23 protein-coding genes are annotated in these 22,916 nt (G+C 71.0%); 13 read left to right on the forward strand and 10 right to left on the reverse strand.

Going from position 1 to position 22,916, the window contains the following annotated elements; translation table 11 throughout:
- Positions 1 to 35 precede the first annotated feature (35 nt).
- On the forward strand, positions 36 to 380 hold the full coding sequence (locus tag CCN42_RS08270; RefSeq protein ID WP_086734178.1) for a DUF3817 domain-containing protein: 345 nt from the start codon (positions 36 to 38) through the stop codon (positions 378 to 380).
- Positions 377 to 673 carry an MTH1187 family thiamine-binding protein gene (locus CCN42_RS08275; RefSeq protein ID WP_086169063.1) on the forward strand — a complete coding sequence of 99 codons (297 nt, stop codon included), beginning with the start codon at positions 377 to 379 and terminating at the stop codon, positions 671 to 673. Before CCN42_RS08270 ends, CCN42_RS08275 begins: the two co-directional genes overlap by 4 nt.
- A gap of 6 nt (positions 674 to 679) precedes the next feature.
- Here CCN42_RS08275 and CCN42_RS08280 read toward each other — a convergent pair whose 3' ends face one another.
- The 3 genes from CCN42_RS08280 to CCN42_RS08290 are packed head-to-tail and all read right to left on the reverse strand — an operon-like array spanning position 680 to position 2,756.
- A complete protein-coding gene (locus CCN42_RS08280; protein WP_086734180.1) occupies positions 680 to 1,330 on the reverse strand; it encodes a TetR/AcrR family transcriptional regulator in 651 nt (216 codons plus the stop codon).
- Positions 1,327 to 2,007, reverse strand: a complete 681-nt coding sequence (locus tag CCN42_RS08285) for a DUF4166 domain-containing protein (protein WP_086734182.1) — start codon at positions 2,005 to 2,007, stop codon at positions 1,327 to 1,329. The genes CCN42_RS08280 and CCN42_RS08285 overlap by 4 nt, the downstream gene beginning before the upstream one ends.
- Positions 2,004 to 2,756 (reverse strand): hypothetical protein, encoded by a 753-nt coding sequence (locus tag CCN42_RS08290; protein ID WP_086734183.1) that lies wholly within the window; start codon positions 2,754 to 2,756, stop codon positions 2,004 to 2,006. The genes CCN42_RS08285 and CCN42_RS08290 overlap by 4 nt, the downstream gene beginning before the upstream one ends.
- Before the next feature lie 233 nt (positions 2,757 to 2,989).
- On the opposite strand from CCN42_RS08290, the gene CCN42_RS08295 reads away from it, so the two are divergent.
- The 3 genes from CCN42_RS08295 to icmA all read left to right on the forward strand — a co-directional run bounded on the left by CCN42_RS08295 (position 2,990) and on the right by icmA (position 5,669).
- Positions 2,990 to 3,499: a MarR family winged helix-turn-helix transcriptional regulator gene (locus CCN42_RS08295; protein WP_086169067.1), complete on the forward strand. Its 510-nt coding sequence runs from the start codon at positions 2,990 to 2,992 to the stop codon at positions 3,497 to 3,499.
- A gap of 55 nt (positions 3,500 to 3,554) precedes the next feature.
- Positions 3,555 to 3,893 (forward strand): DUF3817 domain-containing protein, encoded by a 339-nt coding sequence (locus CCN42_RS08300; RefSeq protein ID WP_086734185.1) that lies wholly within the window; start codon positions 3,555 to 3,557, stop codon positions 3,891 to 3,893.
- A gap of 75 nt (positions 3,894 to 3,968) precedes the next feature.
- Positions 3,969 to 5,669, forward strand: a complete 1,701-nt coding sequence (icmA, locus tag CCN42_RS08305; protein ID WP_086734187.1) for a coenzyme B12-dependent isobutyryl-CoA mutase large subunit — start codon at positions 3,969 to 3,971, stop codon at positions 5,667 to 5,669.
- A 109-nt stretch (positions 5,670 to 5,778) separates the two neighbouring features.
- Here the strand turns inward: icmA and CCN42_RS08310 are convergent, their stop codons facing one another.
- Positions 5,779 to 6,390, reverse strand: coding sequence for a TetR/AcrR family transcriptional regulator (locus CCN42_RS08310; RefSeq protein WP_086734189.1), 612 nt, complete (start codon positions 6,388 to 6,390; stop codon positions 5,779 to 5,781).
- A 223-nt stretch (positions 6,391 to 6,613) separates the two neighbouring features.
- On the opposite strand from CCN42_RS08310, the gene CCN42_RS08315 reads away from it, so the two are divergent.
- The 4 genes from CCN42_RS08315 (at position 6,614) to CCN42_RS08335 (ending at position 10,888) form a co-directional block, all read left to right on the forward strand.
- A complete protein-coding gene (locus CCN42_RS08315; RefSeq protein WP_169731422.1) occupies positions 6,614 to 7,585 on the forward strand; it encodes a tetratricopeptide repeat protein in 972 nt (323 codons plus the stop codon).
- Positions 7,586 to 8,206: 621 nt separating this feature from the next.
- Positions 8,207 to 8,842, forward strand: coding sequence for a DUF6230 family protein (locus CCN42_RS08325; protein ID WP_086169070.1), 636 nt, complete (start codon positions 8,207 to 8,209; stop codon positions 8,840 to 8,842).
- Positions 8,843 to 8,952: 110 nt separating this feature from the next.
- On the forward strand, positions 8,953 to 9,531 hold the full coding sequence (locus CCN42_RS08330; protein ID WP_086734190.1) for a DUF6114 domain-containing protein: 579 nt from the start codon (positions 8,953 to 8,955) through the stop codon (positions 9,529 to 9,531).
- Positions 9,521 to 10,888 carry a hypothetical protein gene (locus CCN42_RS08335; protein ID WP_086734192.1) on the forward strand — a complete coding sequence of 456 codons (1,368 nt, stop codon included), beginning with the start codon at positions 9,521 to 9,523 and terminating at the stop codon, positions 10,886 to 10,888. Before CCN42_RS08330 ends, CCN42_RS08335 begins: the two co-directional genes overlap by 11 nt.
- 90 nt (positions 10,889 to 10,978) lie before the next feature.
- Here the strand turns inward: CCN42_RS08335 and pyk are convergent, their stop codons facing one another.
- The 3 genes from pyk to pta form a co-directional block, all read right to left on the reverse strand.
- Complete coding sequence (gene pyk, locus CCN42_RS08340; protein WP_086734194.1) at positions 10,979 to 12,409, reverse strand: pyruvate kinase; 1,431 nt, start codon at positions 12,407 to 12,409, stop codon at positions 10,979 to 10,981.
- Between the two features lie 73 nt (positions 12,410 to 12,482).
- On the reverse strand, positions 12,483 to 13,703 hold the full coding sequence (locus CCN42_RS08345; RefSeq protein WP_086734196.1) for an acetate kinase: 1,221 nt from the start codon (positions 13,701 to 13,703) through the stop codon (positions 12,483 to 12,485).
- Positions 13,700 to 15,790: a phosphate acetyltransferase gene (gene pta, locus CCN42_RS08350; RefSeq protein ID WP_086734198.1), complete on the reverse strand. Its 2,091-nt coding sequence runs from the start codon at positions 15,788 to 15,790 to the stop codon at positions 13,700 to 13,702. Before pta ends, CCN42_RS08345 begins: the two co-directional genes overlap by 4 nt.
- A 346-nt stretch (positions 15,791 to 16,136) precedes the next feature.
- Here pta and CCN42_RS08355 point away from each other — a divergent pair, with 346 nt between their 5' ends.
- Positions 16,137 to 17,162 (forward strand): ATP-dependent 6-phosphofructokinase, encoded by a 1,026-nt coding sequence (locus tag CCN42_RS08355; RefSeq protein ID WP_086169076.1) that lies wholly within the window; start codon positions 16,137 to 16,139, stop codon positions 17,160 to 17,162.
- A gap of 32 nt (positions 17,163 to 17,194) precedes the next feature.
- On the opposite strand, the gene CCN42_RS08360 is transcribed toward CCN42_RS08355, so the two are convergent.
- The 3 genes from CCN42_RS08360 to CCN42_RS08370 all read right to left on the reverse strand — a co-directional run bounded on the left by CCN42_RS08360 (position 17,195) and on the right by CCN42_RS08370 (position 20,370).
- Positions 17,195 to 17,902, reverse strand: coding sequence for a helix-turn-helix transcriptional regulator (locus CCN42_RS08360; protein ID WP_086734200.1), 708 nt, complete (start codon positions 17,900 to 17,902; stop codon positions 17,195 to 17,197).
- A 144-nt stretch (positions 17,903 to 18,046) separates the two neighbouring features.
- The gene (locus CCN42_RS08365; RefSeq protein ID WP_086734202.1) at positions 18,047 to 18,745 is read right to left on the reverse strand and encodes a response regulator; all 699 of its coding nucleotides are present in this window, start codon (positions 18,743 to 18,745) and stop codon (positions 18,047 to 18,049) included.
- Positions 18,742 to 20,370, reverse strand: a complete 1,629-nt coding sequence (locus CCN42_RS08370; RefSeq protein WP_086734204.1) for a sensor histidine kinase — start codon at positions 20,368 to 20,370, stop codon at positions 18,742 to 18,744. Before CCN42_RS08370 ends, CCN42_RS08365 begins: the two co-directional genes overlap by 4 nt.
- A gap of 186 nt (positions 20,371 to 20,556) precedes the next feature.
- Between CCN42_RS08370 and CCN42_RS08375 the strand changes: the two genes are divergently transcribed.
- The 3 genes from CCN42_RS08375 (at position 20,557) to trxA (ending at position 22,784) form a co-directional block, all read left to right on the forward strand.
- Positions 20,557 to 21,948, forward strand: coding sequence for a cation:dicarboxylate symporter family transporter (locus CCN42_RS08375; RefSeq protein ID WP_086734206.1), 1,392 nt, complete (start codon positions 20,557 to 20,559; stop codon positions 21,946 to 21,948).
- A gap of 126 nt (positions 21,949 to 22,074) precedes the next feature.
- Entirely contained in the window at positions 22,075 to 22,455 is a 381-nt protein-coding gene (locus CCN42_RS08380; RefSeq protein WP_086734208.1) for a MerR family transcriptional regulator, read from the forward strand.
- The gene (gene trxA, locus CCN42_RS08385; RefSeq protein ID WP_281259479.1) at positions 22,452 to 22,784 is read left to right on the forward strand and encodes a thioredoxin; all 333 of its coding nucleotides are present in this window, start codon (positions 22,452 to 22,454) and stop codon (positions 22,782 to 22,784) included. The genes CCN42_RS08380 and trxA overlap by 4 nt, the downstream gene beginning before the upstream one ends.
- The last annotated feature ends 132 nt before the right edge of the window (positions 22,785 to 22,916 follow it).

Here is a 22,916-nt window from a genome sequence, read left to right on the forward strand (position 1 = left end):
TCCGCCGCCAGTGAATCTCCCACCGAAGGTGACCCGTGGACATCAAGACCGCCAGTGCCCTGCGCCGCCTCCGCCTGGTCTCGGCTCCCGAGGCCATCTCGTTCCTGATCCTGCTCGTCTGCTCCGTGCTGAAGCGGACCACGGACTTCAACGCGGTGCCCGTGATGGGCGCGGTGCACGGCGTGCTGTTCGTCCTGTACGTCATCTTCTGGGCGGACGCCTGGAACCGCGCCAAGTGGTCGTTCAGGACCGCCGCCCTCTACTTCGTCCTCTCGGTCCTGCCCACCGGCGGCTTCTTCGCCGAGCGCATGCTGAAGCGGGAGGCCGAGGACGCGGTGATCGCGTCGCGCGCCCGCAACGAGGGGATCGTCAACGCATGATCGTCGCCTTCTCCGTGACACCGCTGGGCGTCGGCGAGGACGTGGGGGAGTACGTCGCCGACGCCGTGCGGGTGGTCCGCGAGTCCGGCCTGCCGAACCGCACCGACGCGATGTTCACCTCGGTCGAGGGCGAGTGGGACGAGGTCATGGACGTCGTCAGGCGGGCCGTGGCCGCTGTGGAGGCACGGGCGCCCCGGGTGTCCCTTGTGCTCAAGGCGGACATCCGGCCCGGCGTCACCGACGGCCTCACCTCCAAGGTGGAGACCGTGGAACGGCACCTGGCCGACGGGTAGGCCGCCTCAGCGACGGGCCGTACGGCGCAGATGGTGCCGTACGGCCCGCTGGGCCACGGGCCCCAGTTCCTCCAGGGCGCTCACCAGCACGCCGAGCTGCTCCAGCGCGTCCAGTGCCGACGCCGCACCGGCCGCGTCCACCCCTTCGTACAGCTCGACGCCCACGAAGGACGCCGCCACCGCCCGGGCCAGTCCCGCCGGATCGGTGAACTCGCCGAACGGCGTGCCCGCCAGGACCCGGACGAGGACCCGCTCGATCTCGTCGATCCACAGCTGGAGGCCGCCCGCCGTGGCGGGGCCGAGCGCGGGGTGCGTCTGGGCGCCGGCGAGGAGCTGGCCGAGCAGGGCGACATGACCGCCGGCCCGCTCCTCCTCGTGGATGGCGCGGCCCAGCGCCAGCAGCTCGGAGAGGGACGTGACCGCGGCGAGCCGGGCTCGGTAGCGGGACACCGCCTGTTCCGCGCCGTACCGGCAGGCCGCCGCCAGCAACTCGTCGACGGAACCGAAGTGGTAGAAGACGAGCGCCTGGTTGACGCCGGCCGCCGCGGCGACCGTGCGCGCCGAGGTCTTCGCGATGCCATGTTCGGTGAGGGTGCGCAGCGCGCCCTTCAGCAGCTTGGTCTTGGTCTCCTGGGACTTGGCGGTCTCGGGGCTCATGCGCGGGACTCCTCGCGGACGGGGCGCAGCCCGGGCCGTACGCCGCAGGCCCGGATGTCGGTGTACGTCGCCGTGAAGCTGCCCTCGTAGCCGAAGAGCGGGCCGAAGCGGTCGTTGACGACGCGGACCCGGATGCGGAACCGGCCCGTGGTGTCGTCGAAGGACTCGCGCACCTTTGCCGTCGCCCCGATCAGCCGGGGCACCCGGACGTCCACCGGGCCCTCCCGGAAGCGGTGCTCGCCGGAGCGGACGAGCAGGGAGCCGTCGGGCTCGGCGCTCAGGTGCAGCTCGCTGGCCAGGTGCTGGTGGGTGCCGAGGTAGTCGAGGACGCGGTCGCCCTTGGGGCTCAGCACCATCTGGGCGTCGAAGCGGCGGGGGCGGCCGGGCAGCCGGAAGGTGCGCACGAAGCTCACCGTCTCCCGGCCGAAGGTGTCGGTGTACGGCACGTTCTCGATGGTGAAGGGCACGTTCCGGCCGGCGCGCGGCACGAGGATGTTGCGGGTGGCGCCCAGGGCGAGGAACGGCTTGACGAGGGCCCCGCCGTGCCAGATCCGGCTCATCACGCCCCGGCCCGTGCACGCCTCGCCGCCGGCCAGGCCGACGGAGAAGCGGCGCCGCAGCTCCGGGTGGAGACGGTCGAAGTCCGGGCCCATCGCCGTACGGAAGATCGAGGTCATCGCGGGTTCTCCAGGGCGCGCAGCAGTCGGGGGGCACACGCGCGCGTGGGCGGGGTGCGCAGGCAGCGGCGGGCCGCCGGGGTGCGGGCCAGGGGCGCCTTGAAGAGGGCCAGGCAGATGGCGACCGCGAGGAGCAGGGGGCAGAGGAACGCCGTCGAGGCGGCGAACGGGCCCAGCAGACGCAGTGCGGAGCCCTGGGCCAGCCCCGTGGTGGCCGTCGCGATCACCAGGCCCCGGACGGCCAGTTCGGCGAGCCAGTTCGCCCGCGCGCGTTCCGGGGTGATGCCGTGTTCCAGCCACAGGCGGAGCCGGTCGAAGGACCAGGCCGTCGCCCAGCCCATGAGCGGGCGGAGGACGAGACGGTCGGCCAGCGCGCCGAAGGCGCCCCAGCGGGGGCGGTAGTCGTAGCCGGTGAGGAAGCGGACGCCGTCGCCGTCGGGTACGTAGCGCCAGTAGCCGCTGCCCTCCGCGAGCAGGGAGAGCGGGTGCGGCGAGGAGAAGCGCAGGGCGGAGGTGCGGGTGCCGTCGGGGCGCTCCTTCTCACCGGCGCAGACGCCGGTGCCCGCGAGGGTGAGGAAGGGCAGCACCCGGGTGGCGTACCGGAAGTGCTGCGGTTCGCCCTCCGCGCGCGGGAGGTGGGTGATCTCGGTGAAGCGCAGGTCCCAGCGCTGGTGCCGGGAGGGCTCCTGGGTGCGGGACCACAGGTCGTCGAGGCCGGCTCTGATCCGTGTCTCTATGTAGAGCCCCATGGCGAATCCCCCGGTTCGTCGATGCCCGCGCGGGCGCTGAGCCGCTGCCCGGGCGGTTGCTCCGAGCTGCTCCGAGCTACGCCGAGCGGTTGCTTTGAGCGGTTGCTCAATTTCTCGGACAGGACGGTAGCACTGATTTGAGCGACCGCTCAAAGGGTGGGGCGGAAGGCGTCACGGACCGAAAGGCGAGACAGGGCTGACCGGCATATGACCGGCCGGTAAGGTCTGATGACGTGCCGAAGCCGCTCAGCCTTCCTTTCGACCCCATCGCCCGCGCCGACGAACTCTGGAAGCAGCGCTGGGGGAACGTGCCGTCCATGGCCGCGATCACCTCGATCATGCGCGCCCACCAGATCCTGCTCGCCGAGGTGGACGCGGTCGTCAAGCCCTACGGGCTGACCTTCGCGCGGTACGAGGCGCTGGTGCTGCTCACCTTCTCCAAGGCCGGCGAGCTGCCCATGTCCAAGATCGGCGAGCGGCTGATGGTCCACCCGACGTCCGTCACCAACACCGTGGACCGCCTGGTCAGGTCCGGACTGGTCGCCAAGCGCCCCAACCCCAATGACGGCCGCGGCACCCTCGCCTCCATCACCGACAAGGGTCGCGAGGTGGTCGACGCCGCCACCCGCGACCTGATGGCCATGGACTTCGGCCTCGGGGTGTACGACGCCGAGGAGTGCGCGGAGATCTTCGCGATGCTGCGGCCCCTGCGGGTGGCGGCGCACGACTTCGACGAGGAGTGACGGCGCCCGGGACCCCGGGCAAGATCTCCCGGAACGGGTGGTTACGCTCGTACGCATGAAAAAGAGCGTGCTGACGCGCTACCGCGTCATGGCCTACGTCACCGGTGTGCTGCTCGTCCTGCTGACCTTCGGCATGATCGGCAAGTACGCGCTCGACAGCGACGGCGCGGCGGACTTCACCAAGGTCGTCAGCATCGCCCACGGCTGGCTGTACGTGGTCTACCTGATCTTCGCCTTCGACCTGGGCTCCAAGGCCAGGTGGCCGATCGCCAAGCAGGCGTGGGTGCTGCTCGCCGGGACCATTCCGACCGCCGCGTTCTTCGTCGAGCGGAGGATCAGCCGCGAGCTGGAGGCCGAGGTGGCGAACGGCGAGCCGGCGGTCGCCAAGGCCTGATCCGGCAGCCGTACGGTCTAACGTACGGCTGTCAGCCATCGACATTTACTAGGACGTCCTAGTAAATTCGAGGGTATGGACGCTGACGCCATCGAGGAGGGCCGCCGACGCTGGCAGGCCCGGTACGACGCAGCGCGCAAGCGCGACGCGGATTTCACCACGCTCTCCGGCGACCCCGTGGAGCCGGTGTACGGTCCCCGGCCGGGGGACACCTATGAGGGCTTCGAGCGGATCGGCTGGCCGGGGGAGTACCCCTTCACCCGCGGCCTGTACCCGACCGGCTACCGAGGGCGCACGTGGACCATCCGGCAGTTCGCCGGGTTCGGCAACGCCGAGCAGACCAACGAGCGGTACAAGATGATCCTCGCCGCCGGTGGCGGCGGCCTCTCCGTCGCCTTCGACATGCCGACGCTGATGGGCCGCGACTCCGACGACCCCCGCTCGCTGGGCGAGGTCGGGCACTGCGGGGTGGCGATCGACTCGGCCGCCGACATGGACGTCCTGTTCAAGGACATCCCGCTCGGCGACGTCACCACCTCGATGACCATCAGCGGGCCGGCCGTGCCCGTCTTCTGCATGTACCTGGTCGCCGCGGAACGCCAGGGCGTCGACCCGGGCGTGCTCAACGGCACGCTCCAGACGGACATCTTCAAGGAGTACATCGCGCAGAAGGAGTGGCTGTTCCAGCCGGAACCCCATCTGCGGCTCATCGGCGACCTGATGGAGTACTGCGCCGAGCGCATCCCCGCCTACAAGCCGCTGTCCGTCTCCGGCTACCACATCCGCGAGGCCGGCGCGACGGCCGCGCAGGAGCTGGCGTACACGCTGGCCGACGGCTTCGGGTACGTCGAACTCGGGCTCAGCCGCGGGCTGGACGTCGACGTCTTCGCGCCCGGCCTGTCCTTCTTCTTCGACGCGCACGTCGACTTCTTCGAGGAGATCGCCAAGTTCCGGGCGGCGCGCCGGATCTGGGCGCGCTGGATGCGGGACGTGTACGGGGCGAAGAGCGAGAAGGCGCAGTGGCTGCGGTTCCACACCCAGACCGCCGGAGTCTCGCTGACCGCGCAGCAGCCGTACAACAACGTGGTGCGTACGGCCGTGGAGGCGCTGGCGGCGGTGCTCGGCGGAACCAACTCCCTGCACACCAACGCCCTCGACGAGACGCTGGCGCTGCCGAGCGAGCAGGCCGCGGAGATCGCGCTGCGCACCCAGCAGGTGCTGATGGAGGAGACCGGCGTCGCCAACGTCGCCGACCCGCTGGGCGGTTCGTGGTACGTCGAGCAGCTCACCGACCGGATCGAGGCCGACGCGGAGAAGATCTTCGAGCAGATCAAGGAGCGCGGGCTGCGGGCGCACCCCGACGGGCAGCACCCGATCGGGCCGATGACGTCCGGGATCCTGCGCGGCATCGAGGACGGCTGGTTCACCGGGGAGATCGCCGAGTCGGCGTTCCGCTACCAGCAGGCCCTGGAGAAGGGCGACAAGAGGGTCGTGGGCGTCAACGCCCACACCGGGTCGGTCACCGGGGACCTGGAGATCCTGCGGGTCAGCCACGAGGTCGAGCGGGAGCAGGTGCGGGCGCTGGGCGCGCGGAAGGGTGCGCGCGACGAGGCGGCCGTACGGGCCGCGCTGGACGGGATGCTGGCCGCCGCGCGGGACGGCTCCAACATGATCGAGCCGATGCTCCGGGCCGTGCGGGCGGAGGCCACCCTCGGTGAGATCTGCGGCGTGCTGCGGGACGAGTGGGGGGTGTACACGGAGCCGGCCGGTTTCTGAGCCGGCCGGTGCCGGTGCCGGGCGAGGGGTTCCGCCGGAGCACGGTGGACCCCGTCGCCCCGGCGGCACGAGGCTCGCTGCCCCGTCGTCCCGGCGGCCCGCTGCCGGGTCAGCCCGACAGGCCGAGGAGCAGCAGACGGGTGAAGCTGTGGACCCACTCCTCGTCCACCGGTTCCGCGCTGATCAGTTCGCGGTGCACGACCGCGCCCGCCACCACGTCGAAGATGAGGTCGGCGGTGCGGGCCGCCTCCACGGGGTCGGTCTCGAGGGGCAGCTCGCCGCGCTGCTGGGCGCGGGCGCGGCCCTCCAGGACCAGGCGCTTCTGACGGTCGACGATGGAGGCGCGGATGCGTTCGCGCAGGGCGTCGTCGCGGGTGGACTCGGCCAGGACCGCCATCAGGCCGCTCTTGGCCTCCGGCCGGGCCAGGAGCGCGGCGAACTGGAGGACCACGCCCTCGATGTCGGCGGCGAGGGTGCCGCGGTCGGGGAGGCGGAGTTCGTCGAAGAGTTCCGCGACCGCGTCGACGACCAGTTCGTTCTTGCCGGCCCAGCGGCGATAGAGCGTCGTCTTCGCAACCCCGGCGCGGGTCGCGACGTCTCCCAGGGTGAGTCTGGACCAGCCGAGCTCGACCAGGGCCGCCCGGGTCGCGGCCAGGATGGCGGCGTCGGCGGCGGCGCTGCGCGGGCGTCCCGCGCGGCCGGCGGAAGTGCGGCTCTGCATGGCGTCGACGATAACCGGCCGTTCCTGGCCGGTCCGTGCGCGCAGTGAGCGAGATCACCGGTGCGGGGTGACGGGAAGCCCCCATCCGGTATTACGCTACGACTCGTAGCGAAAGCTTGTGCGCAGTACGCGCGAGCGACGACCACATGGCGTGGGGTGGGGACCCGGCGCCGCTTTTCTCATCGCTTTTCACACACGCGCGGGAACGGGGGAGGATAGACGCATGCAGCCACGGAACATGTCCATGAGCGGTGTCGTCGACCTCGCCGCGGTCAAGGCGGCCCAGGAGGCCAAGGCGAAGGCGGAGCAGGCGCGCGCCCAAGCGGCCCGCCAGGGCGGGGGCGGGGCCGTCTCCCCGGCCGATCTCGTCATCGACGCCGACGAGGCCACCTTCGAACGCGACGTCCTCCAGCGCTCCACCGAAGTCCCGGTCGTCATCGACTTCTGGGCCGAATGGTGCCAGCCCTGCAAGCAGCTGAGCCCCGTTCTGGAGCGGCTGGCCGTCGAGTACAACGGCCGCTTCGTCCTCGCCAAGATCGACGTCGACGCCAACCAGATGCTGATGCAGCAGTTCGGGATCCAGGGGATCCCGGCCGTCTTCGCGGTCGTCGCGGGACAGGCGCTGCCGCTCTTCCAGGGGGCCGCCGGCGAGACGCAGATCCGCGAGACCCTCGATCAGCTGGTCGCCGTCGCCGAGCAGCGCTTCGGCCTGACCGGTCTCACCGTCGACCCGGAGGCGGATCCGGGTGCGGTCCAGCCCCCGGCCCGGCCGGCCGGTCCGCACGAGGCGGCGCTGAACGCCGCCGCGCAGGCGCTCGACGCGGGTGACCTGGGCGGTGCCGTCCAGGCGTACCGGAACGTGCTCGTCGACGACCCGGCCAACCCGGAGGCCAAGCTGGGCCTGGCGCAGGCCGAGTTGCTCCAGCGGGTGCAGGATCTCGACCCGCAGCAGGTGCGCAAGGAGGCCGCGGAGAAGCCGGCCGACGCCCAGGCGCAGATCGCCGCGGCCGATCTGGATCTGGTCGGCGGGCATGTCGAGGACGCGTTCGGGCGGCTCATCGACACCGTCGGACGCACGGCCGGCGACGAGCGGGACGCCGTACGGCTGCGGCTGCTGGAGCTGTTCGAGGTCGTGGGGGCCGACGACCCGCGGGTGACCGCGGCCCGCAGGGCGCTGGCACGGGCTCTGTTCTAGCCCTTTTGCGACCCTTTCCAGCCGTGTTCCGGACGGGGCACGGCTGCCGTCATGGCACCGATGCGGCCGCGCTTTGCCAAATCTTGGCAAACGCGGCCGCTGTTACTGCCAGTAAGTCGAGGGCTCTGTTCTGTCGGGTTCCATCCCGACATTCCTTCTTTGTCCTCCCCTTCGGATGCACCGAGCGTCGCCGAGCGAGACCGGCGGGTCGTTGTTCGGTTATCCCGCCGTTACTAGCGAGTAACGAACCCCCTTGTGCGGGCGGCGAGAATGCACCACGATCGGCGACGCTCGGTCCGTTCCCGCACCCCGACAGCCGGTCGGGTCACGGGATTTCCTGGGTCCCCACCGAGCAGAGCCGACGACCGGGTCGTCGGCTCTTGGACAGGGGGGTCTTCGCCATCGGGCGAAGCCTGTCCGGCAGGGTTGTGCGTGATGCGTGTCAGGCGCGACCAGTGGTTGTCGCTCGGGGGTGATCGCCGGTGATTCGGGCGCGGTGACGCGCCACCGAGCGCGGGCGCTCTCCTTCCCGAGGACGTAGCACTTCTCCCATCCCTGTCCGGCTGAGCCGCCGCAAGGGGCCAGTCGGGCCAGGAGATGTACGTCCGAGAAGGAGGAAATATGGAGTCCCAGGTGCGTGGTGGGACCAGATGGAAGCGGTTCGCCGTGGTCATGGTGCCCAGCGTGGCCGCCACGGCGGCGATAGGCGTCGCCCTCGCTCAGGGTGCTCTCGCCGCGTCGTTCAGCGTTTCCGGACAGTCTTTCAAGGTCACGACCGAGCGTCTCGACGGCACGGGCTTCGTGCAGTACGGCGCTCTCGACGAGGGCTACACGCTCGACGGCAAGAAGACGGTTCACCCCGTCGCCGTCTCGGCGTTCAAGTCCGCGACCATCAAGAACATGTGTCAGTCGGTCGTCACGCCGAACATCCCGGTGCTCGGCAACGTCAGTCTGATCCTGCGGGCGGGCCAGGGTGACACCCCGGTCAAGGCCGAGAACCTGTACATCGACGTCGCCGAGCTGGAAGGCGACGCCGTCTTCCGGGGCATCGACATCGGTGTGGCCGCCAAGGACGCCAACAAGGGTCCCGGCATGAAGGGCGGCAGGGAGCAGTCGAACCCGTACGGCTTCTCGCAGCAGGCCGACTCGGTCACCCTCACCGACGTGAAGCAGACGGCGTGGGCGACCACTGCCGGAACCTTCAAGCTCAGCGGCCTGAAGATGTCGCTGTCGACGGGTGTCAAGGAGTGCTACTAAGCACTCGCTGACGGGCGGGGGCGCCGGTGGCACCCCCGCCCGTCACCTCTCCAACTCTGCATTCGCAGTACCACTCACCACGGCAACGCCGTTCCAGGGAGCTGTTTTCCATGAGCGCCGAGACTCCTGCCGCGCCCGGCCACGACGAGCACTACCTCCGGGTCTTTCGGCGGAACTTCCGCGCCTGGCGGGGCACCCGGCCGTTCTGGGCCGGCCTGTTCGTCATGCTCGGCGGACTCCCCATCGCCTACTTCCCGTACGCAAACCTCCGGCTCGGCCATCTGACGCTCGCGATGGCCACCACCGCCGGTGCCGGGTCCCTGATCATCGGCGTGCTGCTAGTCGTCCTGGGCGTCAGTCTCTGGTTCCAGAAGCACGTCCGGTTCTTCGCGGGCGTGGCGGCGATCCTGCTCGCGCTGGTGTCCATCCCGGTGTCCAACCTCGGCGGCTTCCTCATCGGCTTCCTGTTCGCCCTGACGGGCGGCGCGATGGCGGTGTCCTGGGCCGAGGACGCGCCGCCCGCGCAGGAACCGGTGGACGCCGGGGGAGCGGCCATCGCCCCCATGGGCACGGCCACGCAGGCGCCGGTCACGGACCCGGGCGCGAATCCGGGCACGGTGGGTGCAACCGACGATCTGTCAGGAACGAGCCCCGGTAACGAGGCGAACGGGAGGCACAGTGCCGGCTGACGAGGTGACCCACGGGGCTGATGTGGACGAGTCCCGTGTGAGAACCGGGCCGCGCCACGCGGCACCCAAGAAGCCGCTGTTCACCAGGCTCCACATGCCGGCCGGCAAGGCGATAGCCCTGGCGGCGATGCCCACCGCGGTGCTGATGGGGATGGGATTCACGCCGAAGCTCGCCCTCGCCGAGGACCAGCCGGCGTCCCGGAGCCTGACGGCCGACGAGTACAAGGAGTGCGTGGCGGCCCTGGAGGACGCCGAGAACGGCGGGACTCCCGAGGCCACGCCGTCGCCGTCCGCCTCGGCGAGCGAGAGCGAGGACCCGTCCGACGGCGGGGCCGAGCCGAGCCCGTCGGCGACGTCCGGCTCCGGCGAGGCGGGTCCGGGTGACTCCGGTTCGGGTGAGGCCGGTCCGGGCGACGGTTCTTCGGCGGATTCAGGTTCCGCCGACGACGCCGAGCCCACGCCGTCCGCGTCCGCCGAGGCCCCGGCGCCCAAGGAGCCGCAGACCGCGCCCACTCCGTCGCCGTCCGAGACGTCCAAGGGCGTGCTGGAGACCATCGGCGACACCGTCACCGGTGTCGTGGGCGGTGTCGTCGACGGCATCACCGGCGGCGGCGCCGAGGAGAGCCCGAGCCCCACGCCGTCCCCGTCCGCCTCGGCGGCCCCGAGCCCGGGCACGGGCCAGGGCGACGGCCCGGCGAGCGGCGACGGCGGCAACGGCGGCGAGGACCCGGTCAAGGAGACCACCGAGGACGTCACCGACGCGGTGCAGGACACCGCCGAGGACGCCGGCGAGGCGACGTCCGGGGCGGCCCCGGAGCCGGCCGGCACCGACGGGGCCACGGCCACTCCCTCGCCCTCGGCGAGCCCCACGACCGACCTCGACGACTGCCCGGTGGCCACGGACGCGGAGGGCGGGGTCGACAACCCGGTTCCGCTGCCCGACGACCCCTGGTACCTGGACGCCAGCTCGCTGACGCTGAAGGGTGCCTCCTACAAGGGCATCGTCGAGGTGCGGACCGCCAACGGCACGGTCAAGAAGGTGCTGAAGTACGTCATATCCGACGGTACCGACATCGGTGACCTGCACCAGACGGTGAAGGACAAGCAGTCGGGCAAGACGTACCACGTGCAGGCCGCCAAGGGATCGACGTCGACGATCCGCGACGGTGACACGGTGATGTACACGGAGAGCATCTCGGGCAACCTGCTCGGGCTGTTCCCGATCACCTTCGACCCGGGGCACCCGCCGCCGCTGGACATCCCGCTGATCTACTTCACGAAGGTGAAGGTGGTGCAGGCCGGCCAGTTCGGCGGCACCCTGACCGTTCCCGGACTGCATCAGTACATCACCGACTGAGCGTCCCCACAGACCCGTTCGGGAGCCGCACAGCACCGAGGGCGCCCCCTGTCGCAGGGGGCGCCCTCGGTGTCGTACCGGCAGGCGGGGTCAGCCGCGGCCGCCCTCGCCCAGGTGGTGCACCCGGACCATGTTGGTGGTGCCGGGGACGCCGGGGGGCGAGCCGGCGGTGATGACCATGACGTCGCCCGGGGTGAAGCGGTTGAGCTTGAGGACCTCCTGGTCCACCAGATCCACCATCTCGTCGGTGCTGTTCACGAACGGCACGACGTAGGAGTCCACGCCCCAGCTGAGCGCCAGCTGGTTGCGGGTGGACTCGTCGGTGGTGAAGGCCAGGATCGGCTGGGTCGCGCGGTAGCGCGACAGGCGGCGGGCGGTGTCGCCGGACTTGGTGAACGCCACCAGGCCCTTGCCGCCGAGGAAGTCGGCGATCTCGCAGGCGGCGCGGGCCACCGAACCGCCCTGGGTGCGCGGCTTCTTGCCCGGGACCAGCGGCTGGAGGCCCTTGGAGAGCAGTTCCTCCTCGGCCGCCTGGACGATCTTCGACATCGTCTTGACGGTCTCGACCGGGTACGCGCCCACGCTGGACTCGGCGGAGAGCATGACCGCGTCGGCGCCGTCCAGGATCGCGTTGGCCACGTCGGAGGCCTCGGCGCGGGTCGGGCGGGAGTTGGTGATCATCGACTCCATCATCTGGGTCGCGACGATCACCGGCTTGGCGTTGCGGCGGCACAGCTCGATGAGCCGCTTCTGCACCATGGGGACCTTCTCGAGGGGGTACTCGACGGCCAGGTCGCCGCGCGCGACCATCACGCCGTCGAACGCCATGACGACGTCCTCCATGTTGTCCACCGCCTGCGGCTTCTCCACCTTGGCGATGACGGGGACGCGGCGGCCCTCCTCGTCCATGACCCGGTGGACGTCGGCGACGTCCTTGGCGTCCCGGACGAAGGACAGGGCGACCAGGTCGCAGCCCATGCGCAGCGCGAACCGCAGGTCCTCGACGTCCTTCTCGGACAGCGCGGGCACGTTGACGGCCGCGCCGGGCAGGTTGATGCCCTTGTGGTCGGAGATGACGCCGCCCTCGATGACGATCGTCTTCACCCGGGAGCCGTCGACCTCGGTGACCTTCAGCTCGACGTTGCCGTCGTTGATCAGGATCTGGTCGCCCTTGGCCACGTCACCGGGCAGACCCTTGTACGTCGTGCCGCAGATCGTCCTGTCGCCCGGGACGTCCTCGGTGGTGATGGTGAACTCGTCACCGCGCACCAGCTCGACCGGGCCCTCGGCGAAGGTCGCGAGCCGGATCTTCGGGCCCTGGAGGTCGGCGAGCACACCGATGGCCCGGCCGGTCTCCTTGGCCGCGGCCCGGACGCGGTCGTACCGGCCCTGGTGCTCGGCGTGGGTGCCGTGGCTGAAGTTGAAGCGGGCCACGTTCATGCCGGCTTCGATCAGCGCGACCAGTTGCTCATGGGAGTCGACCGCGGGGCCGAGAGTACAGACGATTTTCGAACGGCGCATGGGGCGATCCTATCGGTTTGTTTCGCTGCGGAATATTCCGGCTGGCGGAAAATACAAAAGGGCGGGATGCCGCTCAGGTGAGATTCGATGAGCCATTTACCAGCGCATACGTCTGCGTAGCGATCTCCAGTTCCTCGTCGGTCGGTACCACGGCCACCGCGACCCGCGCGTACTCCGGGGAGATCAGCCGCGGTTCGCTGCCGCGTACGGCGTTCAGCTCCGCGTCGACCGCGAGGCCCAGCTCCTCCAGGCCCGCGACGGCCGCCTCCCGCACCGGGGCCGCGTTCTCGCCGACCCCGGCGGTGAAGGCGACCGCGTCCACCTTGCCGAGCACGGCGTAATAGGCGCCGATGTACTTCTTCAAGCGGTGAATGTAGATGTCGAAGGCGAGTTGCGCCTGTTCGTCGCCCTCGTCCACCCGGCGGCGGATCTCCCGCATGTCGTTGTCGCCGCACAGACCGATCAGCCCGCTCTTCTTGTTGAGAAGAGAGTCGATCTCGTCCGCGGACATTCCGCCGACACGCATCAAATGGAAGATGACAGCCGGGTCCATGTCGCCGGAGCGGGTACCCATCACCAGCCCCTCCAAAGGCGTCAGCCCCATGGAGGTGTCCACGCACCGTCCGCCCCGCACGGCCGAGGCGGACGCCCCGTTGCCCAGGTGCAGCACGATCACGTTCACCTCCTCGGGCGCCTTGCCCAGCAGCTTCGCGGTCGCCCGGGAGACATAGGCGTGCGAGGTGCCGTGGAAGCCGTAGCGGCGGATGCGGTGGGCGTCGGCGGTTTCGACGTCGATCGCGTAGCGCGCCGCCGACTCCGGCATCGTCGTGTGGAACGCGGTGTCGAACACGGCGACCTGCGGCAGGTCCGGGCGCAGCGCCATCGCCGTGCGGATGCCGGTCAGGTTGGCCGGGTTGTGCAGCGGGGCGACCGGGATCAGCCGCTCGATCTCGGCGAGCACGGCGTCGTCGATGACGGTCGGCTCGGTGAACCGCCGGCCTCCGTGCACCACCCGGTGGCCGATCGCCGCCAGCTCGGGCGAGTCCAGGCCGAGGCCGTCCTTGGCCAGCTCGGCCGAGACGGCCTTCAGCGCGGCGTCGTGGTCGGCGATCGTGCCCGTCCACTCCCGGCTCTCGCCGCCCGTGTGCAGCGGGGTGTGCTCCAGGCGGGACGTCTCCTCGCCGATCCGCTCGACGAGGCCCGCCGCCAGCCGGCTGCTGTCGCGCATGTCGAGCAGCTGGTACTTCACCGACGAGGAGCCGGAGTTGAGGACGAGGACACGGGTCGAGCTCACTGGTCGGAAGCCTTCTCGATCGGGGACTGGGCCTGGATCGCCGTGATGGCGACGGTGTTGACGATGTCCTGGACGAGCGCGCCCCGGGACAGGTCGTTGACGGGCTTGCGCAGACCCTGGAGCACGGGACCGACGGCGATCGCGCCGGCCGAGCGCTGCACGGCCTTGTAGGTGTTGTTGCCCGTGTTGAGGTCCGGGAAGATCAGAACCGTCGCCTGCCCGGCGACCTCGGATCCGGGCAGCTTGGTGGCGGCGACGGTGGGCTCGACGGCGGCGTCGTACTGAATGGGTCCCTCGATCTTCAGATCGGGGCGCCGGGAGCGCACCAGTTCGGTGGCCTCGCGCACCTTGTCGACGTCGGCGCCCGAGCCGGACGTGCCGGTGGAGTAGGACAGCATCGCGATGCGCGGCTCCACGCCGAACCGGGCGGCGGTGGCCGCCGACTGGACGGCGATGTCGGCCAGCTGCTCGGCGTCCGGGTCCGGGTTGACCGCGCAGTCGCCGTAGACGAGCACCTTGTCGGCCAGGCACATGAAGAAGACCGAGGAGACGATGGACGCCTCCGGGTTGGTCTTGATGATCTCGAAGGCCGGCCGGATGGTCGCCGCGGTGGAGTGCACGGACCCCGAGACCATGCCGTCGGCCAGGCCCTCCTGGACCATCAGGGTGCCGAAGTAGTTCACGTCGGAGACCACGTCGTACGCCAGCTCCACCGTCACGCCCTTGTGGGCACGCAGCACGGCGTACTTCTCCGCGAACGCGTCGCGCAGGTCGGAGGTCGCCGGGTCGATCAGCTGGGTGTCGCCCAGGTCGATGCCGAGGTCGGCGGCCTTCTTGCGGATCCCGTCGACCGGGCCGAGCAGCGTCAGGTCGCACACGCCCCGGCGCAGCAGCACCTCGGCGGCGTGCAGCACCCGCTCCTCGGTGCCCTCCGGCAGGACCACCCGGCGCCGGTCGGAACGGGCCCGCTCCAGCAGCTTGTGCTCGAACATCATCGGGGTGACGCGGTCGCTGCTCGGCGCGGAGACCCGCTTGCTCAGGTCGGCGGTGTCGACGTACCGCTCGAACAGGCCGAGCGCGATCTCCGCCTTGCGCGGGGTGGCCGCGTTCAGCTTGCCCTCCAGCGAGAACAGCTGTTCGGCGGTGGGGAAGCTGTTGCCCGACACCGACAGCACCGGCGTGCCGGGCGCGAGGCGGGCGGCGAGGGTGAGCACGTCGTCGCTCGGCACCTCGTCGAGGGTGAGCAGGACGCCCGCGATCGGCGGGGTGCCGGCGCTGTGCGCGGCCAGCGAGCCGACCACCAGATCGGCCCGGTCGCCGGGGGTCACCACCAGGCAGCCCGGGGTCAGGGCGCCCAGGAAGTTCGGCAGCATGGCGCCGCCGAAGACGAAGTTCAGCGCGTCCCGGGCCAGCCCGGAGTCGTCGCCGAGCAGCACCCTGGCGCCCAGGGTGTGGGCGATCTGGGAGACGGTCGGCGCGGACAGGGCCGGCTCGTCGGGGAGCACGGAGCAGGGCACGGGCAGCCGGTCGGCGAGCCGCTCGGCGATCTCGTCGCGGTCCTCGCGGGCCACCCGGTTGGCGACCATGGTGAGCACGTCGCAGCCCAGGGTGTCGTAGGCGCGGTAGGCGTTGACGGTCTCGGCGAGCACCGGCTCGGCGGGCTGCCCCCGGCCGCCCACGACGGCGATCACGGACGCGGCGAACTCGTTGGCGAGCCGGGCGTTGAAGGACAGCTCGTCGGGCAGCTGGGTGCCGGCGTAGTCGGTGCCGAGGACGAGGACGACGTCGTAGTCCCGGGCCACCACGTGGAAGCGGTCGACGAGGGCGGCGACCAGCTCGTCCGTGCCGCGCTCGGCCTGCAGCGCGGAGGCCTCCTGGTAGTCCATGCCGTAGACGGTCGCCGGGTCCTGCGACAGCCGGTAACGGGCGCGCAGCAGCTCGAACAGGCGGTCGGGCCCGTCGTGGACGAGGGGCCGGAAGACGCCCACCCGGTCGACCTGCCGGGTCAGGAGCTCCATGACCCCCAGCTCGACGACCTGGCGGCCGTCGCCGCGGTCGATACCGGTCACGTACACGCTGCGCGTCACGTGTGCTCTCCGTTTCGTCTCGGGTGGTCGGGGGTCTCGGCGGCTGCGCCGGTATCGGGGCGCGGGGTGCGTCGGGGCGCCGTGTCGGGGCGTGCCCCGGGTCCTTCCGGTCCCTCTGGTGGTCCCTCTGGAGCCCTGGGGCCTTTGGTCCCTCGGTGTGCCCTCGCACGCCCCGGTCCACTCCAGGGTCGCAAAAATCGCCCACCGAGGTGAGCGGAACCCTCTTGACAATACCCTTCCCGGTGGATAAGGCGCCCGTCAGGAACAGTGAGCGCACCGAGGTGTGGGACGTGAAAGAATCGGTACTGGCTCACCGGTATCCACAGCGAGCAGGAGACACAGCACGATGCGTATCGGAGTCCTCACCGCAGGCGGCGACTGCCCCGGCCTGAACGCAGTGATCCGGTCGGTCGTGCACCGAGCGGTCGACAACTACGGCGACGAGGTCATCGGCTTCGAGGACGGATACGCGGGCCTCCTGGAGCGCCGCTACCGCGCCCTGGACCTGAACGCCGTCAGCGGCATCCTCGCCCGCGGCGGCACCATCCTCGGCTCCTCCCGCCTGGAGCGCGACCGGCTGCGCGAAGCCTGCTCGCGGGCCGGTGACATGGTCGAGGACTTCGGCATCGACGCGCTCATCCCGATCGGCGGCGAGGGCACCCTCACGGCGGCCCGCATGCTGTCCGACGCGGGCCTGCCGGTGGTCGGCGTGCCCAAGACCATCGACAACGACATCTCGTCCACCGACCGCACCTTCGGTTTCGACACCGCGGTCGGCGTCGCCACGGAGGCCATGGACCGCCTCAAGACGACCGCCGAGTCCCACCAGCGCGTGATGGTCGTCGAGGTCATGGGCCGGCACGCCGGCTGGATCGCCCTGGAGTCCGGCATGGCCGCCGGCGCCCACGGCATCTGCCTGCCGGAGCGCCCCTTCGACCCGGCGCTTCTCGTGAAGATGGTCGAGGAGCGCTTCGCCCGGGGCAAGAAGTTCGCCGTCGTCTGCGTCGCCGAGGGCGCCCACCCCGCCGACGGCACCATGGACTACGGCAAGGGCGCCATCGACCAGTACGGCCACGAGCGCTTCCAGGGCATCGGCACCGCCCTCGCCCACGAGCTGGAGCGCCGCCTCGGCAAGGAGGCCAAGCCGGTCATCCTCGGCCACGTCCAGCGCGGCGGCGTCCCCACCGCGTACGACCGCGTCCTCGCCACCCGCTTCGGCTGGCACGCCGTCGAGGCCGCCCACCGCGGCGATTTCGGCAGGATGACCGCCCTGCGCGGCACCGACATCGTGATGGTGCCGCTGGCGGAGGCGGTGACCGAGCTGAAGACGGTCCCGAAGGACCGCATGGACGAGGCGGAGTCCGTCTTCTAGGTCTTCCGGGTCTTCCCGGTCCATGGCGGCGGCTACGACGTGTGCCGCTGCACGGTCGCCCAGAAGTACTCCACGATCCGGTCCAGGAAGTCCTGCCCGGACGCGTCGGAGTCCCGGCCGCCGCCGCCCCACGTGAGGGTGGCCGTCATGTGCCCCTGGTAGTCCTGGTGCAGTTCCTGGAGCGTGGCCTCCAGGACGGACCGGTCCAGGGGCACGGTCTTGCCCACCGGACGCACGTACGCCTGCCAGCGCGTCGTCACCGCACTGCGCAGCTGGTCGGCCAGCTTCGCCTCCCGTCCGGTCACCGTGACGAAGGCGGGCAGATCCAGGTCCAGCAGCTCGGCGAGGGCGGCGGACTGCCGGTCGGTGCCGCGCCACTCGTCGTGCTCCTCCATGCGCAGATACGCGAGCAGCTCCAGGCCGACCGCCCGGGCCACGTCCTCCGGGGCGAGCCCGCGGGCGATGCGGTGCTCCTTCAGCGTCCGCGGGCTGCCTATCAGCTCCCCCGGGGAGCACCACAGCACCCCGGCGAGCGCGGTCAGCTCCGGGCTGCTGGGGCCGGCCACCCCACGCTCCCAGGCGATCACGAGATCCGGGGTCACGTACGGCAACCCGTAGGAGGCCCGCATGCCGTAGGCGACATGCTCGGGCCCCATCCCGAGGGCGGCCCGCAGCCGGCGGGCGGCGAGGGCGTTGAAGGGCGGGGCGGGCTGGTTCGGTTGAGCTGAGGGTCGGCGCACGGTGCACCAAGCTACGGGTGTGCGGCCGCGGTGACTACGGTCCGTCCGGACACAATCACAGATCGTAGGAACGTACGGTTTTGGCCCTGGCCGGACTGTTACTGGCCGGTCACTCCTTGACGGCTTCGCGTCATCCCTCTGCGCTCAGCGAGCGGACCGCACCCACCGGTAGACCAGCTCCGGTCTCCCCACCTGCCCGTACAGCGGGCTCCGGCCGGCCCGCCCCGCCCCCACCAGGTGCTCCAGATACCGCCGGGCCGTGATCCGCGAGATCCCCACGGTCTCGGCCACCCCCGCGGCCGTGAGGCCTTCCTCCGCCTCGCGCAGAGCGGTCGTCACCCGCTCCAGCGTCGGTGCGCTCAGACCCTTCGGCAGCGCTGCGGGGCCCGGTGCCCGCAGCGCCGCCAGTGCGCGGTCGACCTCGTCCTGCCCGCTCGCCTCCCCCGCCGCGCCCCGGAACTCCGCGTACCGCACCAGCCGGTCCCGCAGGGTCGCGAACGTGAACGGTTTCAGCACGTACTGGACGACACCCAGCGAGACGCCCTCCCGCACCACCGCCAGGTCCCGTGCCGACGTCACCGCGATCACGTCCGCGTGGTACCCGGCGGCCCGCAGGGAGCGGGCCAGCTGCAGGCCGTGCACGTCCGGCAGGTGCAGGTCCAGCAGCAGCAGGTCCACCGGCGTCCGCTCCAGCGCCCGCCGTGCCTCCGCGCCGGTGTGGGCGGTGCCGACGGCGACGAAGCCGGGGACCCGGCCGACGTACATCACGTGGGCGTCGGCGGCGACGGGGTCGTCCTCCACGATCAGGACGCGGATCGGCTGCTCAGGACCCGCGGGCGTCATGACGTACCTCCGGGCACCGGCGCCGTGCGCAGCGGCAGCCGTACCTCGAACTCCGCGCCGCCTGCCGCGGCCTCCGTCACCGTCAGGCTTCCGTCGTGCCGGTGCGCGGCCTGGCGGACCAGGGCGAGACCGAGTCCCCTGCCGCCGGGCCCGGACGCCGCCGGCTTGGTCGAGAAGCCGCGCTGGAACACCAGGTCGGCCCAGGCCGGGTCCACACCCGAGCCGGTGTCCGACACGCGCAGCACCAGTTCGCCGTCCTCCGTGTACGCCGCGACCGTGACCCGCGCCGGCACGCTGCCCTGGGCCGCGTCCACGGCGTTGTCGATCAGGTTGCCGAGGATGGTGACCAGGTCGCGGGAGGGCAGGTCCTCCGGCAGGACGCCGTCGTCGAGGCGGCTGTCCTGCGAGACCTCCAGCTCCACGCCCCGCTCGTTGGCCTGCGCCGTCTTCCCCAGCAGCAGCGCGGCCAGCACGGGCTCGCTCACCGCCGCCACCACCTGGTCGGTCAGCGCCTGCGCCAGTTCCAGCTCGGCGGTCGCGAACTCCACCGCCTCCTGCGAGCGCCCCAGCTCGATCAGGGAGACCACGGTGTGCAGCCGGTTGGCGGCCTCGTGCGCCTGCGAGCGCAGGGCCTGGGTGAAGCCGCGCTCGGAGTCCAGCTCGCCCATCAGGGACTGGAGCTCCGTGACGTCCCGCAGCGTCACCACCGTGCCGCGGCGCTCGCCGCCGGAGACGGGGGAGGTGTTCACCACCAGGACCCGGTCGTTCGTCAGGTGCACCTCGTCGACGCGCGGCTCCGACGCCAGCAGCGCCCCGGTCAGCGGGGCGGGCAGTCCCAGGTCCGCCACGGAGCGGCCGACCACTTCCCCCGAGGCGCCCAGCAGCCCCCGGCCGCCGTCGTTGATCAGTGCCACCCTGAACTGCCCGTCGAGCATCAGCAGGCCCTCGCGTACGGCGTGCAGCGCGGCCTGGTGGTAGTCGTGCATCCGGCTCAGCTCGGCCGCGTTCATGCCGTGGGTGTGGCGACGGAGGCGGGCGTTGATGACGTAGGTGCCGATCGCGCCCAGTGCCAGCGCGCCCGCCGCGACCCCGAGCAGCGCGGTCAGCTGGCCCCGGACCCGCTCGCTGATCGCCTCCACGCGGATGCCGGCGCTGACCAGGCCGACGATCCGCCCGTCCGCGTCCCCCACGGGGGTGACAGCGCGGACGGACGGGCCGAGGGTGCCGGTGTAGGTCTCGGTGAAGGTCTCGCCCCGCAGGGCGCGCTCGGTGTGGCCGAGGAAGCGCTGCCCTATCTCGTGCGCGCTGGGGTGGGTCCAGCGGATGCCCCTCGGGTCCATGATCGTGACGAAGTCGACCCCGGTGTCGCGCATGACCCGCAGCGCGTACGGCTGGAGCGCGGCCGTCGGGTCGGGGGTGCGGATCGCGTCCCGGACGGACGGGGAGTCGGCGACCGCGCGGGCCACCGCCGCGGCCTGGCGGCCAGCCGCCTCCTCGGCCTGCCGGCGGTCGCTGACGTAGGTGAAGAACGCGTACCCGGCCACGACCACCGCGATCAGCACGGCCTGCATGGCGAAGAGCTGGCCGGCCAGGCTGCGGGGGCGGGACAGGGACGGGATGCGCATGCGCTCAGTCTGCCTCTCCGTCGAAGCGTGAACTAAATGAACGGAAGGGTGACCGCCCTCACAGGGCGGGAGATAGTCACGGCGTTCCCCGGAGACTCCCCGGATCCGTTCCGGAGATTCCGCATGTTTCCCCCGGACGTGAGCCGCACGCCGGTGATGCCGACGACGTCGTCAAGGAGGGCAGCCGTGACCAGCACACCCGAAACGGCACCTGCCGCAGCCCCCGCGCCTGCCGCGAAGCGGGACCGCACCCACTATCTCTACATCGCGGTGATCATCGCGGTGGCCCTCGGCATCGCCGTGGGCCTGGCCGCCCCGGACTTCGCGGTCGAGTTGAAGCCCATCGGCACCGGCTTCGTGAATCTCATCAAGATGATGATCTCGCCGATCATCTTCTGCACGATCGTGCTCGGTATCGGGTCGGTGCGGAAAGCCGCGAAGGTCGGTGCCGTGGGCGGTATCGCCCTGGTCTACTTCCTGCTGATGTCGCTGGTCGCGCTGGCCATCGGCCTGGTCGTCGGCAACATCCTGGAGCCCGGTACGGGGCTCGCCGTCACCGACGCGGTGAAGGACGCCGGACACGCCCAGATCGACGGCGAGGCGAAGGACACCACCGAGTTCCTGCTCGGCATCATCCCCACCACGATCGTCTCCGCCTTCACCAGCGAGTCGGTCCTGCAGACCCTGCTGATCGCCCTGCTCGCGGGCTTCGCGCTCCAGGGCATGGGCTCGGCCGGCCAGCCCATCCTGCGCGGCATCGAGCACATCCAGCGGCTCGTCTTCCGCATCCTCGCCATGGTGATGTGGGCCGCGCCGATCGGCGCCTTCGGTGCCATCGCCGCCGTGACCGGCTCGGCGGGCCTCGACGCGCTGAAGAGCCTCGCCGTGCTGATGCTCGGTTTCTACGTGACCTGCTTCCTCTTCGTCTTCCTGGTGCTCGGCACGCTGCTGCGGATCGTGTCCGGTCTGAACATCCTCACGTTCTTCAAGTACCTGGGCCGCGAGTTCCTGCTGATCCTGTCCACCTCGTCCTCCGAGTCCGCGCTGCCGCGGCTCATCGCGAAGATGGAGCACCTGGGTGTCAGCAAGCCGGTGGTCGGCATCACCGTCCCGACCGGCTACTCCTTCAACCTCGACGGCACCATGATCTACATGACCATGGCGTCGCTGTTCATCGCCGACGCCATGGGCACGCCGATGTCGGTCGGCGAGCAGATCCCGCTGCTGCTGTTCCTGCTGGTCGCCTCGAAGGGTGCGGCGGGCGTCACCGGTGCGGGTCTCGCCACCCTCGCGGGCGGCCTCCAGTCGCACAAGCCGGCCCTGGTCGACGGCATCGGGCTGATCGTCGGCATCGACCGCTTCATGAGCGAGGCGCGGGCGCTGACGAACTTCGCGGGCAACGCCGTCGCCACCGTGCTGATCGGGACGTGGACCAAGGAGATCGACAAGGCGCGGGTCGCGGAGGTCCTGGCCGGACGGGCGCCGTTCGACGAGAAGACGCTGCTGGACGATCACGGTTCCGCCGCGCCCGACGAGGCCGACGTCCGTGAGCAGCGGGTGGAGCCGGTCAAGGTGTAGGCGCTTGCGTGGGGGTGGGGGACTGGTCGTCGCACGGCTGCGGGTACGTCGCGGCTCCGAGCGGTTCCCCACCCTCCTTCACGGGTGCTTGCCTTGACCTGGGCGTCAAGGCTTACCGTCCTTCGCATGCGAATCGGCGAGCTGGCCGCACGGGCCGGGACCACGACGCGGACGCTGCGGTACTACGAGACGCGGGGGCTGCTGCCCGCGCGGCGCGACGGCAACGGGCACCGGACGTACGACGAGGCCGATCTGACGCTGCTCCGGCAGATCAGGACGTTGCAGGACTTCGGGTTCGACCTGGAGGAGACGCGGCCGTTCGTGGAGTGTCTGCGGGCCGGGCATCCGGAGGGCGATGTGTGCCCGGCCTCGCTCGCGGTCTACCGGCGCAAGCTGGACGAGCTGGACGCGCTGATCGGCGAGTTGCAGGCGGTGCGGGCGAAGATCGGCGTGCGGCTGGCGCTGGCCGAGGATCCGATGTGCGAACTGGGAGGGCAGGGGCTGTGATCAGAGCGGCTGGAGTGGCCGAGGTGACGGACGCGGACTTCGCCACCGAGGTGATCGGGGCGGAGCTGCCGGTGCTGGTGGAGTTCACCGCCGACTGGTGCCCGCCGTGCCGGCAGATGGGGCCGGTGCTCAGCGCGGTGGCCGCGGAGGAGGGGGAGCGCCTGAAGGTGGTGCAGCTGGACGTGGACACCAACCCGGACACCACCAACGCGTACAAGGTGCTGTCCATGCCGACGTTCATGGTCTTCCGGGACGGTGAGCCGGTGAAGTCGATGGTGGGGGCGCGGCCGAAGCGGCGGCTGCTGGAGGAGATCTCCGAAGTCCTCTGACTCCGCCGAGCCGCACCCGCGCACGGCGCGCCACTTAACGAGAAATCCCCCGGGCAATTGCGCCCGGGGGATTTCGTTGCGTATATTCAGTGGTTCGCGACTTCGAATAACAAGGTCGCGGAGAAGTTCAGT

This window comes from Streptomyces glaucescens, assembly GCF_002154375.1.
Lineage (GTDB): Bacteria > Actinomycetota > Actinomycetes > Streptomycetales > Streptomycetaceae > Streptomyces > Streptomyces glaucescens.

Excerpts from the sequence above, each read along its gene's own strand:
- CCN42_RS08365 (WP_086734202.1), bottom strand. The coding sequence starts at position 18,745 with ATGACGCCCGCGGGTCCTGAGCAGCCGATCCGCGTCCTGATCGTGGAG.
- CCN42_RS08300 (WP_086734185.1), top strand. The coding sequence starts at position 3,555 with ATGAAAAAGAGCGTGCTGACGCGCTACCGCGTCATGGCCTACGTCACC.
- CCN42_RS08290 (WP_086734183.1), bottom strand. The coding sequence starts at position 2,756 with ATGGGGCTCTACATAGAGACACGGATCAGAGCCGGCCTCGACGACCTG.
- CCN42_RS08380 (WP_086734208.1), top strand. The coding sequence starts at position 22,075 with ATGCGAATCGGCGAGCTGGCCGCACGGGCCGGGACCACGACGCGGACG.
- CCN42_RS08275 (WP_086169063.1), top strand. The coding sequence starts at position 377 with ATGATCGTCGCCTTCTCCGTGACACCGCTGGGCGTCGGCGAGGACGTG.
- CCN42_RS08310 (WP_086734189.1), bottom strand. The coding sequence starts at position 6,390 with ATGCAGAGCCGCACTTCCGCCGGCCGCGCGGGACGCCCGCGCAGCGCC.
- CCN42_RS08355 (WP_086169076.1), top strand. The coding sequence starts at position 16,137 with ATGCGTATCGGAGTCCTCACCGCAGGCGGCGACTGCCCCGGCCTGAAC.
- CCN42_RS08315 (WP_169731422.1), top strand. The coding sequence starts at position 6,614 with ATGCAGCCACGGAACATGTCCATGAGCGGTGTCGTCGACCTCGCCGCG.
- CCN42_RS08285 (WP_086734182.1), bottom strand. The coding sequence starts at position 2,007 with ATGACCTCGATCTTCCGTACGGCGATGGGCCCGGACTTCGACCGTCTC.
- CCN42_RS08370 (WP_086734204.1), bottom strand. The coding sequence starts at position 20,370 with ATGCGCATCCCGTCCCTGTCCCGCCCCCGCAGCCTGGCCGGCCAGCTC.
- CCN42_RS08325 (WP_086169070.1), top strand. The coding sequence starts at position 8,207 with ATGGAGTCCCAGGTGCGTGGTGGGACCAGATGGAAGCGGTTCGCCGTG.
- pyk (WP_086734194.1), bottom strand. The coding sequence starts at position 12,409 with ATGCGCCGTTCGAAAATCGTCTGTACTCTCGGCCCCGCGGTCGACTCC.
- icmA (WP_086734187.1), top strand. The coding sequence starts at position 3,969 with ATGGACGCTGACGCCATCGAGGAGGGCCGCCGACGCTGGCAGGCCCGG.
- CCN42_RS08280 (WP_086734180.1), bottom strand. The coding sequence starts at position 1,330 with ATGAGCCCCGAGACCGCCAAGTCCCAGGAGACCAAGACCAAGCTGCTG.
- CCN42_RS08330 (WP_086734190.1), top strand. The coding sequence starts at position 8,953 with ATGAGCGCCGAGACTCCTGCCGCGCCCGGCCACGACGAGCACTACCTC.